Source organism: Zobellia uliginosa, from assembly GCF_900156625.1.
Lineage (GTDB): Bacteria > Bacteroidota > Bacteroidia > Flavobacteriales > Flavobacteriaceae > Zobellia > Zobellia uliginosa.
This window is the reverse complement of sequence record NZ_FTOB01000001.1, coordinates 637,222-650,907: the sequence shown is the minus strand read 5'-3', so window position 1 is coordinate 650,907 and position 13,686 is coordinate 637,222. Positions and strand designations below refer to the sequence as shown.

Genomic DNA, 13,686 nt, shown 5'->3' with positions numbered 1-13,686 from the left:
TTGTACCCAAAAACTAAACCATGTTACGCAAACTTACTTTTTTTGCATGCCTACTATGCGTTAGCCTGAATGCCCAGGTTACCCAAGAAATTTTTGAATCGTTCAAGTTACAAGAACGAAGAGATGTAAAGTATTACATTCCAGAAGATTACGACAAAGAAAAGAAATACCCCCTAATCGTGGTACTAGATGGTGAATACCTCTTCGACCAGGTAGTGGCCAACGCTAAGTTTTACAATAAATTCCACGGTATGCCGGCCAGTATCATCGTAGGTATACAACAAGGCAAGAAGAGCATTCGCCTTGACGATTGCGCCTATGAACCAGACACCGGACTCCCTTCTGAAAAAGCCAAAAATTTCTTTGAATTTTTGGGAATGGAAATGATACCCTTCCTCGATCTCACCTATAGCACAGCCCCGTTTAAAATGATCGTCGGATATGATATTACGGCCAATTTCACCAACTACTGGTTATTTAAAGAGAATTCCCTCTTCAACGCCTACATAAACATATCACCCGACCTGGCCCCCGAAATGGAAACCAGGGTGCCCGCTCGCTTGGCCTCTTTTGACAAACAAATATTCTATCAGCTGATAGTCGAAACCGAAAAAAACAAAAATACCTCGCGCATTCTTCAAATGGACAAGGCCATTAAGGCCATTGACAAAGAATCGCTCCATTACACTTTTCTACAATACGAAGGCGCCGACCATATTTCTATAGCCACTTACGGACTAGGAAAGGCATTCGACAACATTTTCGGTATGTTCAAGCCTATTAGTCCAAAAGAGTACAAAACGCAAATATTGACTTCCGAAGACCCTGCATTTCAATATTTAGAGACCAAGTATCAAAGCATAGAAGATTTATTCGGATTCAAAAAAACAGTAGACCTTAACGACATTATGGCCATATATGCCGCATGCCGAAAAAAGGAAGATGTAGAGTCCTTAAAACCTCTTGCCGACCTTTGCAAAAAAGAGTTTCCGGAAACCATGATGGGCTTCTATTTTGAGGGAGAATACTACGAGCAAATAGGCGAACCCAAAAAAGCCTTCAAAACTTTTGAAAAGGCCTTTGCCATGGATGAAATAGATTTCTTGACCAAAGAGATGGCCTTGGAAAAAATCGATGCCTTGAAGGCTGATTTCGGATACTAAATAACAACAAGGTACACCCCGCAAATATCAAACAAAGTTTTACCTTTAAGGCCAACTTAAAATGTAAGTATGGCCAAAACAAAAACAGCCTTTTTCTGCCAGAACTGCGGCACTCAATACGCCAAATGGGTGGGACAATGTTCCGCTTGTAAAGAATGGAATACCGTAGTTGAGGAAGTCATTCAAAAGGAAGAAAAAACAAGCTGGAAGGCAAACACTACAACTGTTTCAAAAATAGCCAAACCCTTACGTGTCAACGAAATTAGCACGGACAAGGAGCTTCGCCTAAACACTTTTGACCTAGAATTCAACCGTGTTCTGGGAGGGGGACTCGTTCCAGGGGCATTGGTTTTACTGGGAGGCGAACCCGGCGTAGGCAAAAGTACCTTGCTTTTGCAGATCGCACTAAAACTTCCGTATAGAACGCTTTACGTTTCAGGGGAAGAAAGCCAAAAACAAATCAAAATGAGGGCGGATAGAATCCTCCCCAACAGCGAAACCTGTTTCATTTTAACCGAAACCAAGACCCAAAACATTTTCAGGCAAATAGAGGCTACCGAACCCGATATTGTCGTTATCGACTCCATTCAAACCCTTCATTCCGATTATATAGAATCGGCTGCGGGAAGCATATCGCAGGTACGTGAATGCACCGCTGAACTCATCAAATTTGCCAAAGAGACCAATACCCCTGTCATTTTAATTGGACACATTACCAAAGATGGCTCTATTGCAGGACCAAAGATCCTGGAACACATGGTCGACACCGTATTGCAGTTTGAAGGTGACCGAAACTACGTATACCGTATTCTTAGGGCCCTAAAGAACCGCTTCGGGTCAACGGCCGAGCTAGGCATCTACGAAATGCAGGGAGGAGGACTCAGACAGGTCAACAACCCTTCCGAAATATTGATTTCCAAAAACGACGAAGGATTAAGCGGAACGGCCATAGCCTCCACCGTAGAGGGTATGCGCCCCCTGATGATAGAAATACAAGCCCTGGTGAGCACGGCCGTCTACGGTACACCTCAACGCTCTACCACAGGCTATAACGCCAAACGGCTCAATATGCTATTGGCCGTGCTTGAAAAAAGGGCCGGATTCAAATTAGGGGCGAAAGATGTCTTTTTGAATATTACCGGAGGAATATCTGTAGACGACCCTGCCATAGACCTTGCGGTCATCGCCGCCATACTATCGAGCAACGAGGATATACCCATTGAAAAAGGGGTGTGTTTTGCTGCGGAAGTAGGACTTGCAGGCGAAATACGACCTGTACAGCGGGTAGACCAACGGATTTCGGAAGCGGAAAAACTCGGCTTCACATCAATATATGTTTCCAAGAATAACAAAATCACCTTGAAGAACACGAAAATCGAAATCCATCTCGTTTCCGAAATTGAAGATATGGTCAGCGCTTTGTTCGGCTAATCCCGCTACTACATCCTGCCCTATCTCTTATCACGCAGTATACGGGCCGTAACCAAGATAATCAAGATGACCGCAACGATGACGATCAATTGCCCAAGGCCTACTTTTAAAAAAAACATAAATACGGTTTAGGGTGCCGGATTGGGTATGGCGTTATGTATTTCATCTATGCCCTTAAGCACCTCTTCACTTAGGGTCAAGTCTATACTTGCTATATTTTGATCTAACTGCCCTATTGAGGTAGCACCAATGATGGTACTGGTAACGAAGGGTCGTGTATTTACAAAAGCCAAAGCCATTTGCGCCATTGAGAGCCCGTGTTCTTGGGCCAGTTTATGATATTTTTCAGTGGCCCTTACCGCCTGCTCACTACTATACCGCTTATAATTGGGGAACAAGGTAATTCTAGCCGTAGCCGGTTGCATACCTCCTAAATATTTTCCCGACAAGGTACCAAAACCCAGAGGGGAATAGGCCAAAAGTCCGACTTTCTCGCGAATGGATATCTCCGACAGTCCCACTTCGAATTGACGGTTCAACAAGCTATAGGGGTTTTGAATGGTAATCGCCCTTGGCAAACTGGCGTGCACCTTGCTTTCGGTTAAAAAACGCATGGTTCCCCATGGTGTTTCGTTCGAAATCCCCACCTGCCTGATCTTCCCTTCGCGTATCAAATCGCGCAAGGTCTCAAGAACTTGGTGAATATTATCTTCCCAATGGTCGGAAACATCGTGCGTATACCCTCTTTTTCCAAAGTAATTGGTATTCCTTTCCGGCCAATGCAGTTGATACAGATCGATATAATCGGTCTGAAGACGCTCTAAACTGGCATCGACCGCACTACGGATGGAGTCAGGTGTAAAGCCTGTGGTTCTGATAAATTTCGTAAAATCGGCTTTTCCAGCAATTTTAGTTCCTAAAATCACCTTGTCGCGATTGCCATTTTTCTTAAACCAGGTACCGATGATCTTTTCGGTATCGGAATGACGGTCTGGGTGCGCAGGAACCGGGTACAGTTCGGCCGTATCAAAAAAATTGACCCCTTTATCCAAGGCAAAATCCATCTGCTCATGACCCTCCGCTTCCGTATTCTGGTTACCCCAGGTCATAGTGCCGAGACAAATTTTACTGACCTCAATATCGGTGTGGGGCAAAGTAGTATATTCCATGTATTCTTTGGGGTATTGATTGAAAAAGTCTCAAATTTAAGCAATTCATAGGTTAGCAAACAAAGCGAATCGCATGTTTCCGGAAATCCGAAGACACACAGTCTTCCTCATTAGGCCTAAAAACGCTCCTTCAGGGTGTTTCCACCTCGACCAAAATAGGGCAATGATCACTGTGTTTTGCCTCTGAAAGTATCACGGAGCGCGTTAGCCTATCTTTCAAAGGTTCGGCCACCATTCCGTAATCTAACCTCCACCCCTTATTATTGTTCCTCGCATTGGCGCGGTAGCTCCACCAGGTATAATTATCAGGCTCCTTATTAAAATGACGGAAACTGTCAATAAAACCGCTATCCATAAAATTACCGATCCACTCGCGCTCGACCGGTAAAAAGCCCGAAACATTCTTATTGCGCACCGGATCATGAATGTCTATGGCCTGATGACAAACATTATAATCACCCAAAACAATAAGGTTCGGGTGGGTCTTTCTAAGCTCATCGACATACTTTTGAAAGTCGGCCATATACATGAGTTTATGTTCCAAACGAGCCAAGTTGGTCCCCGAAGGCAAATACATGCTCATGATGGATATATCCCCAAAATCGGCCCTGATATTACGCCCCTCAAAATCCATATAATCGATACCTGTCCCTTTCTGAACCGCATCAGGCTGTTTCTTTGATAAGATCGCAGTACCACTATAACCTTTTTTCTGGGCACTGAACCAGTAATTATTACTATAGCCCGCCTCTTCAAAAAGCGAAAGGTCCAGTTGTTCTTCCATAGCCTTGATCTCTTGCAAACAGACTACATCGGGGTCTACGGCTTGCAACCAATCTAAAAAACCTTTGTTCAATGCGGCTCGAATGCCATTTACGTTATACGAAACTATTTTCACGGGTAAGCTTTTTACGAAAATACACATTGTTGACAAAGATGGCCGCCAAGTTTCCTATTTTTACTATTTCCACAACAAAAGCCTTTATGAAGCATCTCTTTTTTGTTTTCCTTTCTTTTCTTTTACCTCTTCATATTCACGCGCAAGACGACCTTCAAAAAGACCGTGTTACGGTACTTGATGAAATTGTACTGACCGACACCCTCACCGTCAAAAGTGCCACAGGCGTAGTAGCCTCCACCTTGATCGGACCAAAAACCTTTCAAAATTACAGTCCGGTAGACATGGTTTCGGCCATCAACCAAATTCCCGGGGTCTTTGTTCTTTCCGGAGCCCTCAATACCAACAGGATCACCATTAGGGGCATCGGCGCCCGCTCACAATTCGGCACGGATAAGCTACACCTCTACTACAACGATATTCCCGTCACCAATGGCACAGGAGCCTCTACCATTGAAGCCTACGACCTCGAAAACCTAGAGGCCATTGAGGTAATAAAAGGCCCTAAGGGCACGGCTCATGGCGCAGGACTTGGAGGTGCCATCATACTGATTTCCGAAGAAAGCAAGGCCGATATCACTTTCTTGAACAACAAACTTACCGTAGGCTCTTACGGACTTCTGAAAGACAACCTCAAATTTTCACATACCGACCCCAAACTTTCCCTTCAGTTACAATATGGACATATGGAAAGCGATGGCTATCGTGAAAACAATGCCTTCGAAAGAGACGGTATCCTTTTGAACGCTTCCTATAAAATCAAACCGAACCATAAGATTTCCATCTTACTGAACCATATCGATTATTCCGCAGAAATTCCAAGTTCATTGGGCCAAACGGCATTTGAAACAAATCCGGAACAAGCCGATTTCACTTGGAAATCCGCCCAAGGCTACGAAGCCAACAAATACACCTTGGCAGGCCTATCGTATACCCATGACCTCAGCTCCCATCTCAAAAACAGTACCAGTATCTTCTACACCTATCTCGACCACTACGAACCCAGACCGTTCAATATTCTAGACGAGATCACGAACGGCTATGGTTTTAGAACCCGATTTTACGGAACATTCGACCTACTTCGGCGCCCAGCCGAATACACTTTTGGAGGAGAGCTTTACAAAGATGAATACCAGTGGGCCACAATTGAAAATTTATATGAGGAAAACAATGGTAAGGGAAGCCTAGAAGGAAGCCGCATTAGCGACAACAAAGAGTTCAGAAGGCAATTCAACGTATTCGGAACGCTCACACTAGCCCTTTCGGAAGCTTTTAAGGCCCAATTCGGCCTGAATATCAACAAGACCCATTATGATTTTCGCGATAAGTTCAACCTAGGAAGCCAAAACAAAAGTGCAAAACGAGAATTCAATACCATTGCCCTCCCTAGCCTAAACCTCAACTATCGCTTCCCCTCAGGCTTAAATATATTCGCCAATATAAGTAGGGGCTTCTCAAACCCCAGTTTAGAAAAATCACTGACCCCGGATGGAGCGATCAACCCAGATATTGCCCAAGAGACGGGAACAAACTATGAAGTGGGCGGAGAAACTTATTTCTTAAAAAAGAAACTCTACATCAATATAGCCCTCTACCGCATGAACATAAAAAACTTATTGGTAGACCAACGGATTGGCGAAGACCAATATATCGGAAAAAATGCCGGAAGCACCCGACACCAAGGTATCGACTCAGAGTTGAACTACACCATAGAAATAGGTCGCCAGCTACGCCTACGCCCATTTTTCAACTATACGCTCAGCGATTTTAGTTTTGTGGAATTCATTGACGGCGACAATGATTATTCGGGAAACCCCTTGACCGGCGTACCAAAACACCGAATTAGCTCTGGCTTGCAAATTCAGCTCAAGAACGGCTTCTTCTGGAATACGACCTACCAGTATGTGGATAAGATTTCATTGACGGACGCCAACAGCCTATACAGCGACGCTTTTCAACTCGCACACATAAAAATAGGCTATAGAAGGCAGCTTTCAGACCGTTTAGACCTAGGCCTAAACCTGGGCGTGAACAATATTTTTGATACGGCATATGCCCAATCGGTACTTATAAACGCTACCGGTTTTGGAGGAAGGGAGCCCCGGTACTTCTACCCTGGAAACGGAAGAAACTGGTACGGGGGCCTTAACCTTAAGCTGAAACTCTAGAGTTTCTGCATTTTCATAAGCCAACCCTTCATATCTACGGCTTTATGAATAATTTCTTTTAAGCTAGAAATGGACACACGTTCCTGTTCCATAGAATCACGATGACGAATGGTAACCGTTCGGTCTTCCAAGGTCTGGTGATCGACGGTAATACAAAAAGGAGTACCATTGGCATCTTGTCTTCTATAGCGACGTCCTACCGCATCCTTTTCATCGTAAGTCACGTTAAAATCCCATTTCAGGTCCTCAATAATTTCGTGGGCCACTTCGGGCAGACCATCTTTTTTCACCAATGGCAAGATAGCCGCTTTGGTCGGTGCCAAGACCGCAGGAAGCTTAAGTACGGTTCTAGTTGATCCGTTCTCGAGTTCTTCCTCGACCAAAGAGTTTGAAAAGACCGCCAAGAACATACGATCAAGACCTATAGAAGTCTCTAGCACATAAGGCACATAGCTTTCCCTGGTTTCAGGGTCGAAATACTGAAGTTTTTTTCCTGAGAACTTCTCATGGCTAGACAAGTCAAAATCGGTTCTCGAGTGAATTCCCTCCAGTTCTTTGAACCCAAAAGGAAAACGGAATTCTATATCTGCAGCGGCATCGGCGTAGTGCGCCAATTTTTCGTGATCGTGAAAACGATAGTTATCTTCACCAAGGCCTAATGAAAGGTGCCACTTCATTCTAGTCTCCTTCCACTTTTCGTACCACTCTTGCTGCGTACCCGGTTTAATGAAATATTGCATTTCCATTTGTTCAAATTCACGCATGCGGAATATAAACTGACGGGCAACGATTTCGTTTCGGAAGGCCTTTCCGGTTTGTGCGATCCCAAAAGGAATTTTCATCCGTCCGGTTTTCTGAACGTTCAAAAAGTTGACAAAAATACCCTGTGCGGTTTCGGGGCGAAGGTACAGATCCATGGCGCTGTCTGCCGTCGCTCCTAATTTTGTACCGAACATAAGGTTAAACTGCTTTACCTCGGTCCAGTTCTTTGAACCTGACATAGGGCAGGCAATATCCAATTCCTCTATCAGCTTCTTGACATCGGCAAGATCTTCGTTTTCAAGAGACCTTCCCAATCTTTTCAAAATGGAAGTAGCTTGCTCTTGGTAATCGACCACCCTTTGGTTGGTAGCCAAAAACTGTTCTTTGTCAAACTTATCACCAAAGCGTTTGGCCGCCTTAGCCACCTCTTTTTCTATTTTGGCCTCGATTTTTGCCACATGGTCTTCGACCAATACATCGGCACGATATCTTTTTTTAGAGTCTTTGTTATCGATCAATGGGTCATTGAAAGCATCGACGTGTCCTGAAGCCTTCCAAGTAGTGGGGTGCATAAATATAGCCGCATCGATCCCGACAATGTTGTCGTTGAGCTGAACCATGGCCTTCCACCAATACTCCCTTATATTTTTTTTGAGTTCCGCACCGTTTTGTGCGTAATCGTAAACGGCACTAAGTCCGTCGTAAATCTCACTTGATTGAAATACGTACCCATACTCCTTTGCATGGGAAATTACTTTCTTAAAATCGTCTTCTTGTTTTGCCATGCGGCAAAAATAGGATATTAGCCCAATGTCAGAAAATTTATTTTAGCTCAAATTCGGATGAAGTGAGCAGTTTTTGATTTTCAAAAATATTCAGCCTATAGACCCCTTCCTTCAAAGAACCTTGAGGAAGCGTAATAAAGTCGCAAATATTGGTCTCTTCGCCACTGAATAAAAATTGCACCCTCTTACTGTAAATGTTTCCGTTGACCGAAATGGTATTGGCATTATCTTCCAGAACGCGCATATTGGGATCCAAAAACTGGAAATAGATGACTTTTTCCGAATTAGGCTCATTGCCATCGGGTGCTACAGTAACGCAACCGCGTAATTTTTCGATCAAGGAAGCCTTGTTCGTTTTTATGGGTTTGCCCGAACGCAAGCGAAAACCGCTTCCTTCGGGATTGTTCAAGGCCAAGTATCGCTTCGCCTTAAGTTCTTTGTTCAGTTCGGTTATTTTCTTGCGCTGCATAGCCTCGGCCTCGGCCAAAGAACTGCTCTTTCCGCGCAGTAACTCTATCTGCTTTTTGGTTTCTTGATACTTCTCGGACAACACCATGTTGTTATATTTCAAGAAATTGTTCTTTAACTTCAGGCTATCGTTCTTGGCCTCTAAGCGCCTAAGCTCGCTTTTATACTCCCTTAGCTTCTCTACCGTAAAGTTCAACCTCCCAACAGAATCCAACAATTGCTGCACCCTATATTTAGAGCTTTCCAGTTCTATTTCGTTGACCTCGTTAAGTGCCGAAAGCCGATCTACGTCGGTTTTCATTAAGGTCAAATCTTTTACAAGCAGTTCCTTTTCTTGCTCTAAAAAGGCAATTTGACTTCTTGATTGGGCATAGCTGTAATAAAAGGCTATCAAAATGCCTATTATAACGGCAACCAATGCAGTAAGTATTATTTTATAGTTGAATTTAGTATCTTGAACGTCCATTGGGGCGTGTTGGGCTTTTATAGTAAGCTTGGTTTGGCTAAGAAATTGAAGTTTAAAATGTTAACAAATATACTAAATGATATCAATTCAATCTTAGCTCCACGGGTCTGTTTTGGATGTAATGCTCATTTATACGGAGGAGAGCAACTCCTCTGTACCATTTGCCGAAACGATTTGCCGCTTACCGATTATTCTTTTAACGATGAAAACCCCGTAGACCGTATATTTTACGGTAGAATTAACATAAAAAAGGCCAGTTCTATGCTTTTTTTCTCCAATAGGGGCATCGTCCGTGAACTGATTCACTACCTAAAGTACAGAAATCAAGAGCAAATAGGCGCATTTCTAGGGGATTGGTACGGGCAGATCTTAAAAGACAACCAAGAGCTTACCGACACCATCGACATGGTCATACCTGTTCCGCTCCACCGAAAAAAATTAAAGAAACGGGGCTACAACCAAGTCGCCTCCTTCGCCAAGCGATTGGCCTTTCACCTCAAAACGGCCTATGTCGACCATATTTTGATCAAATCCGCAAATACCAAAACCCAGACTAAAAAAAGCAGGATCGGACGATGGCAAAGCGACAAGGTGCTTTATACGGTAACCGATATTGAATTCATCAAGAACAAACATATTCTGTTGGTAGACGACGTAATCACCACCGGCGCCACTATGGAACTGTGTGCCCGAGCGTTGGCCAAAGCACCGGGAACCACCTTGTACGTAGCCAGTATGGCCGTAGTACACAAGTTATGGAATTAAGAAAAATTAGTTGTTTCTTTGTGTCATAGTTGAGCAATATGGTGCGTCGTTTTGTGTCTTTTTTATTTTTATTTTTAATCGTTGCGGTATTGTGGCAGTGCGCACGAAGAGGTAGCCCGAGCGGTGGTCCGAAAGATATTACCCCACCTACGCTTACCAAGACGGAGCCCGACAGTATGACTACCAACTTCAAGGCCAGCCGTATTCGTCTTTATTTTGATGAATTCATTAAGTTAAAGGATATTCAGGAACAACTGATTGTCTCGCCTCCGCTAAAATACCAACCCGACATAACACCACAGGGCGGGGCCAGTAAATACGTTGAGATAAAATTCAAGGATACCCTACACGAAAACACCACCTACACCTTAAATTTCGGGCAAAGTATCCAAGACAACAACGAAGGCAACCCCAGTAGTTTTCTAACCTATGTTTTTTCCACGGGAGACTATATCGATTCCCTTGCCCTTACGGGTGCGGTAAAAGATGCCTTTAAGAAAAAAGCGGACGAGTTCATCAGCGTGATGCTCTACAAAATCGATACGGCCTATACCGATTCCACCATCTTTAAAAAACCACCCAACTATATCACCAACACCTTGGACAGTGCCGTTATTTTTAGATTGAAAAACCTAAAGGAAGGACAGTACAAACTATTCGCCTTAAAAGACGAGGCAAAAAATAATATCTTCGATCAAAACGTCGACAAAATAGCCTTTCTTCAAGACACGATTACCCTCCCCACAGATTCTACCTATGTGTTGACCCTGTTTAAGGAAGTACCCAACTACAGTATGTCCGTACCGAGTTTAGTGGCCAAAAACCGTATCATTTTCGGTTATTACGGGGATGCCTCGGGGGTTGATATCAAGCCCTTAACCGTCTTACCCGATACCGTAAAGACCAAAATATTAAAAGAAAAAAACAAAGACACCCTTAATTTTTGGTTTACGCCCTATGAAATGGATTCTATCGTTTTTACGGCTACCAACGAAAAATTAAAAGTAATAGACACCTTTACCGTTAAGAGTCGAAAAGTAGGTGTCGACTCTTTACAATTGCGCCCCAATCAGAACGGCACGCTCAACTTCAGTGACCCTTTCTTCATTGCGGCCAACACTCCTATCACCGCAATCGACTCAACCTTGTTTTTCATGACGGACCAAGATTCGCTTGCCGTCAATTTCAAAACCGAGTTAGACACGGTAGAGAATAAAATAGATATCGATTTTACCATTGAACCGAACCAAAGCTACCAAATAGACCTTCTTCCCGGGGCCATCAGCGATTTATTCGGACAATCGAATGACACGATATCATACTACCTATCTACAGGAAGCTATGCCGATTACGGAAACTTAAGATTTAATATCACAGGAGGAGATTACCCTTTGATCATTCAGTTGACCGATGAAAAAGGCGCCTTAAAAAGGGAAATTATAGCCACTGAGCCAAAAGTTTTTGAATTCAACCATCTCGAACCTTCTAAATACTTGGTCCGGGTCATTTTTGATGCCAATGGCAATGGAAAATGGGATACCGGTAATTTCCTAAAAAAACAACAACCCGAAAAAATCAGCTACTACCCCGATATTATTGAGGTAAGGGCCAATTGGGAAATGGAACAAACCTTTATCCTTCCAGAATAAAGGAATCCCTATCGTTCAAGAACTTTAGCTTGTCGCGAACTTCCTTTATATGTTTTTTCGACAAGGTGGCGGTCACGACTTCCTCAGTTGTGCTAAACGCCAGCTCTTGTCCCAAACCATCAAGCACCACGGAATGCCCTGGGTATTGATGCCCTGAATCATCAACCCCGATTCTATTCACACCAATGCAATAGGCCATATTTTCAATAGACCTTGCTTTTAGCAAAGCATCCCACGCATTGATTCGCGGCTCCGGCCAATTGGCCACATAGAGCAAAACATCGTAGTCTTCGGTATTTCTGGCCCATACGGGAAAACGGAGGTCATAACAGATCAACGGACAAATTGTAAACCCCTTGTAGCTCACCATTAAACGTTCATTGCCCGAATGGTACACCTTATCTTCCCCCGCAAGGGTAAAGGTGTGCCGTTTATCATAGACCGAAGTTGTGCCATCAGGTTCTACAAAGAAGAGCCGGTTGGTATAGACTGCATTATCGAAGTACACCAAACTACCTGTGATGGCGACGTTTTTTTGTCGCGCGATCGTTTTCATCCAATGAAGGGTCTTTGGCCCTTCTTCCTTTCCTATGCGCTGCGGATTCATGGTAAAACCGGTGGTAAACATCTCAGGAAGCACGATCAGGTCGACGTCTGAAGTAAGGGCCCCTAATTTCCTTTCCAGTTCCAATCGATTCGCTTGGGGGTCTTCCCATACCAATGCGGTTTGCACCAAGGCCACTTTCAATAGTTCATCCATAGAAAACATCAATCAAAATACACTTCCGTTTTATTTTCAATTGCCATGGTATGCAATTGTTTAAGTTGGGAAACCAAAATACGGTCTTTCGAAATTTCGGGCAAATCGTCAATATCAAAAAAAGCGGCCCCACGCATATCGAAACCAGGCGTAAGCTTTCCCCCGCTAAATCGGCATAAAAAACACAGTTTATATACATAAAAAGGCTGTGGCGGATGCGGATGCGATTGCTTATCATAAACGGCCATAAGCCTTACCACATTGGTAATCAACCCTGTTTCTTCTTCTACCTCCTTTATAACGCAAGCCGAAGGAGAGTACCCTACCTCCGCCCATCCACCGGGAATGGTCCATTTACCGTCTATGCTTTCCTTGGCCATCAAAATCTGATTTTTCTCGTTGAGGACCAATCCCCGTACATCGACCTTAGGGGTGGGATAATCCGTAACGGGCATATAAAAATCATCTAAAACCGACAAAGGCCTATCGGCTACGGAGGCTAAAAGTTCAAGGGCAAGCTGTTTGAGTTCGGTATAGCGTTCGCGGTTGTATTCATCTTCGGCATATACTAGTCCCGTTTCCGCCAGCGCCTTTATACGTTTAATTTGCTCTAGTTGCTTCATTCCCTCACAAAATTAAAGCTCAGCGGCCAATAATTGGATCAATTCGGGCACGCCTTGCATTTTCGCATGATCATGGGCCGTGTTGCCCCTAGCATCTTTAGCCGTAGTATCTGCCCCGTGTTCCAGCAAGATTTTGGCAATTTCCGGCCGATTGAAAGTAGCGGCATAAATAAGGCTGGTAGCCCCCATAGAATTCCGTTCGTTCACATTCGCCCCTCTTTCGATCAACATTTCGGCAATGCCCGCAAATCCTTTAAAACACACCCCCATTAATGCGGTGTTCCCTGACCCATCTACGGCATCGATCTTAGCGCCTTTGTCCAACAACAATTCGGCTATTCCTATTTGATCGTAATACGTAGCCAAAATAAGGGGGGTAGAGCCCCTTTGATCTATGGCATCTACCAATTCGGGATTATCATTTAACATTTGGGTTACCGCTTCTAGGTTGCCCAGGCGTATTTCATTAAAAAACCTATCGCTCATAATCTCACTTGTCTTTATTTGTCTTTATTTGTCTTATGGCATTCAACCATAAACTTTCGTTTTATAAATTTAAACAAAAGAGCCACGGTATGT

The 13,686-nt window shown here is 43.8% G+C and carries 12 protein-coding genes; 5 read left to right on the top strand and 7 right to left on the bottom strand.

The features are described 5' to 3' along the window. Positions 1-20: 20 nt before the first annotated feature. Positions 21-1,163: an alpha/beta hydrolase gene (locus BW980_RS02705; protein ID WP_076453394.1), complete on the top strand. Its 1,143-nt coding sequence runs from the start codon at positions 21-23 to the stop codon at positions 1,161-1,163. A gap of 69 nt (positions 1,164-1,232) precedes the next feature. Next, positions 1,233-2,594: a DNA repair protein RadA gene (gene radA / locus BW980_RS02700; RefSeq protein WP_076453393.1), complete on the top strand. Its 1,362-nt coding sequence runs from the start codon at positions 1,233-1,235 to the stop codon at positions 2,592-2,594. 128 nt (positions 2,595-2,722) lie between these two features. Here radA and BW980_RS02695 read toward each other — a convergent pair whose 3' ends face one another. Continuing rightward, a complete protein-coding gene (locus BW980_RS02695; protein WP_076453392.1) occupies positions 2,723-3,763 on the bottom strand; it encodes an NADP(H)-dependent aldo-keto reductase in 1,041 nt (346 codons plus the stop codon). A gap of 130 nt (positions 3,764-3,893) precedes the next feature. Next, positions 3,894-4,661, bottom strand: a complete 768-nt coding sequence (locus BW980_RS02690) for an exodeoxyribonuclease III (protein ID WP_076453783.1) — start codon at positions 4,659-4,661, stop codon at positions 3,894-3,896. 86 nt (positions 4,662-4,747) lie between these two features. Between BW980_RS02690 and BW980_RS02685 the strand changes: the two genes are divergently transcribed. Continuing rightward, positions 4,748-6,829, top strand: a complete 2,082-nt coding sequence (locus BW980_RS02685) for a TonB-dependent receptor family protein (RefSeq protein WP_076453782.1) — start codon at positions 4,748-4,750, stop codon at positions 6,827-6,829. On the opposite strand, the gene BW980_RS02680 is transcribed toward BW980_RS02685, so the two are convergent. Both BW980_RS02680 and BW980_RS02675 read right to left on the bottom strand, forming a co-directional pair. Next, the gene (locus BW980_RS02680) at positions 6,826-8,376 is read right to left on the bottom strand and encodes a glycine--tRNA ligase (RefSeq protein WP_076453391.1); all 1,551 of its coding nucleotides are present in this window, start codon (positions 8,374-8,376) and stop codon (positions 6,826-6,828) included. The genes BW980_RS02685 and BW980_RS02680 overlap by 4 nt on opposite strands. Before the next feature lie 37 nt (positions 8,377-8,413). Beyond that, positions 8,414-9,310: a hypothetical protein gene (locus BW980_RS02675; protein ID WP_013992786.1), complete on the bottom strand. Its 897-nt coding sequence runs from the start codon at positions 9,308-9,310 to the stop codon at positions 8,414-8,416. A 57-nt stretch (positions 9,311-9,367) separates the two neighbouring features. On the opposite strand from BW980_RS02675, the gene BW980_RS02670 reads away from it, so the two are divergent. After that, a complete protein-coding gene (locus BW980_RS02670; RefSeq protein WP_076453781.1) occupies positions 9,368-10,075 on the top strand; it encodes a ComF family protein in 708 nt (235 codons plus the stop codon). An 89-nt stretch (positions 10,076-10,164) separates the two neighbouring features. Then, the gene (locus BW980_RS02665; protein WP_317042169.1) at positions 10,165-11,724 is read left to right on the top strand and encodes an Ig-like domain-containing domain; all 1,560 of its coding nucleotides are present in this window, start codon (positions 10,165-10,167) and stop codon (positions 11,722-11,724) included. Here BW980_RS02665 and BW980_RS02660 read toward each other — a convergent pair. Genes BW980_RS02660 through BW980_RS02650 form a run of 3 tightly spaced genes read right to left on the bottom strand, consistent with a single transcriptional unit; the run spans position 11,708 to position 13,593 of the window. Next, positions 11,708-12,484 carry an amidohydrolase gene (locus BW980_RS02660; protein ID WP_076453780.1) on the bottom strand — a complete coding sequence of 259 codons (777 nt, stop codon included), beginning with the start codon at positions 12,482-12,484 and terminating at the stop codon, positions 11,708-11,710. The two genes, BW980_RS02665 and BW980_RS02660, sit on opposite strands and share 17 nt — an antisense overlap. 8 nt (positions 12,485-12,492) lie before the next feature. Beyond that, a complete protein-coding gene (locus BW980_RS02655) occupies positions 12,493-13,107 on the bottom strand; it encodes an NUDIX hydrolase (RefSeq protein WP_076453389.1) in 615 nt (204 codons plus the stop codon). Positions 13,108-13,119: 12 nt separating this feature from the next. After that, positions 13,120-13,593 (bottom strand): ankyrin repeat domain-containing protein, encoded by a 474-nt coding sequence (locus BW980_RS02650; protein ID WP_076453388.1) that lies wholly within the window; start codon positions 13,591-13,593, stop codon positions 13,120-13,122. Between the last annotated feature and the right edge of the window lie 93 nt (positions 13,594-13,686).

Bases quoted from the DNA above. Each gene is read 5' to 3' on its own strand.
- BW980_RS02705 (WP_076453394.1), top strand. From the start codon at position 21: ATGTTACGCAAACTTACTTTTTTTGCATGCCTACTATGCGTTAGCCTG.
- radA (WP_076453393.1), top strand. From the start codon at position 1,233: ATGGCCAAAACAAAAACAGCCTTTTTCTGCCAGAACTGCGGCACTCAA.
- BW980_RS02695 (WP_076453392.1), bottom strand. From the start codon at position 3,763: ATGGAATATACTACTTTGCCCCACACCGATATTGAGGTCAGTAAAATT.
- BW980_RS02685 (WP_076453782.1), top strand. From the start codon at position 4,748: ATGAAGCATCTCTTTTTTGTTTTCCTTTCTTTTCTTTTACCTCTTCAT.
- BW980_RS02680 (WP_076453391.1), bottom strand. From the start codon at position 8,376: ATGGCAAAACAAGAAGACGATTTTAAGAAAGTAATTTCCCATGCAAAG.
- BW980_RS02675 (WP_013992786.1), bottom strand. From the start codon at position 9,310: ATGGACGTTCAAGATACTAAATTCAACTATAAAATAATACTTACTGCA.
- BW980_RS02670 (WP_076453781.1), top strand. From the start codon at position 9,368: ATGTTAACAAATATACTAAATGATATCAATTCAATCTTAGCTCCACGG.
- BW980_RS02660 (WP_076453780.1), bottom strand. From the start codon at position 12,484: ATGGATGAACTATTGAAAGTGGCCTTGGTGCAAACCGCATTGGTATGG.
- BW980_RS02655 (WP_076453389.1), bottom strand. From the start codon at position 13,107: ATGAAGCAACTAGAGCAAATTAAACGTATAAAGGCGCTGGCGGAAACG.
- BW980_RS02650 (WP_076453388.1), bottom strand. From the start codon at position 13,593: ATGAGCGATAGGTTTTTTAATGAAATACGCCTGGGCAACCTAGAAGCG.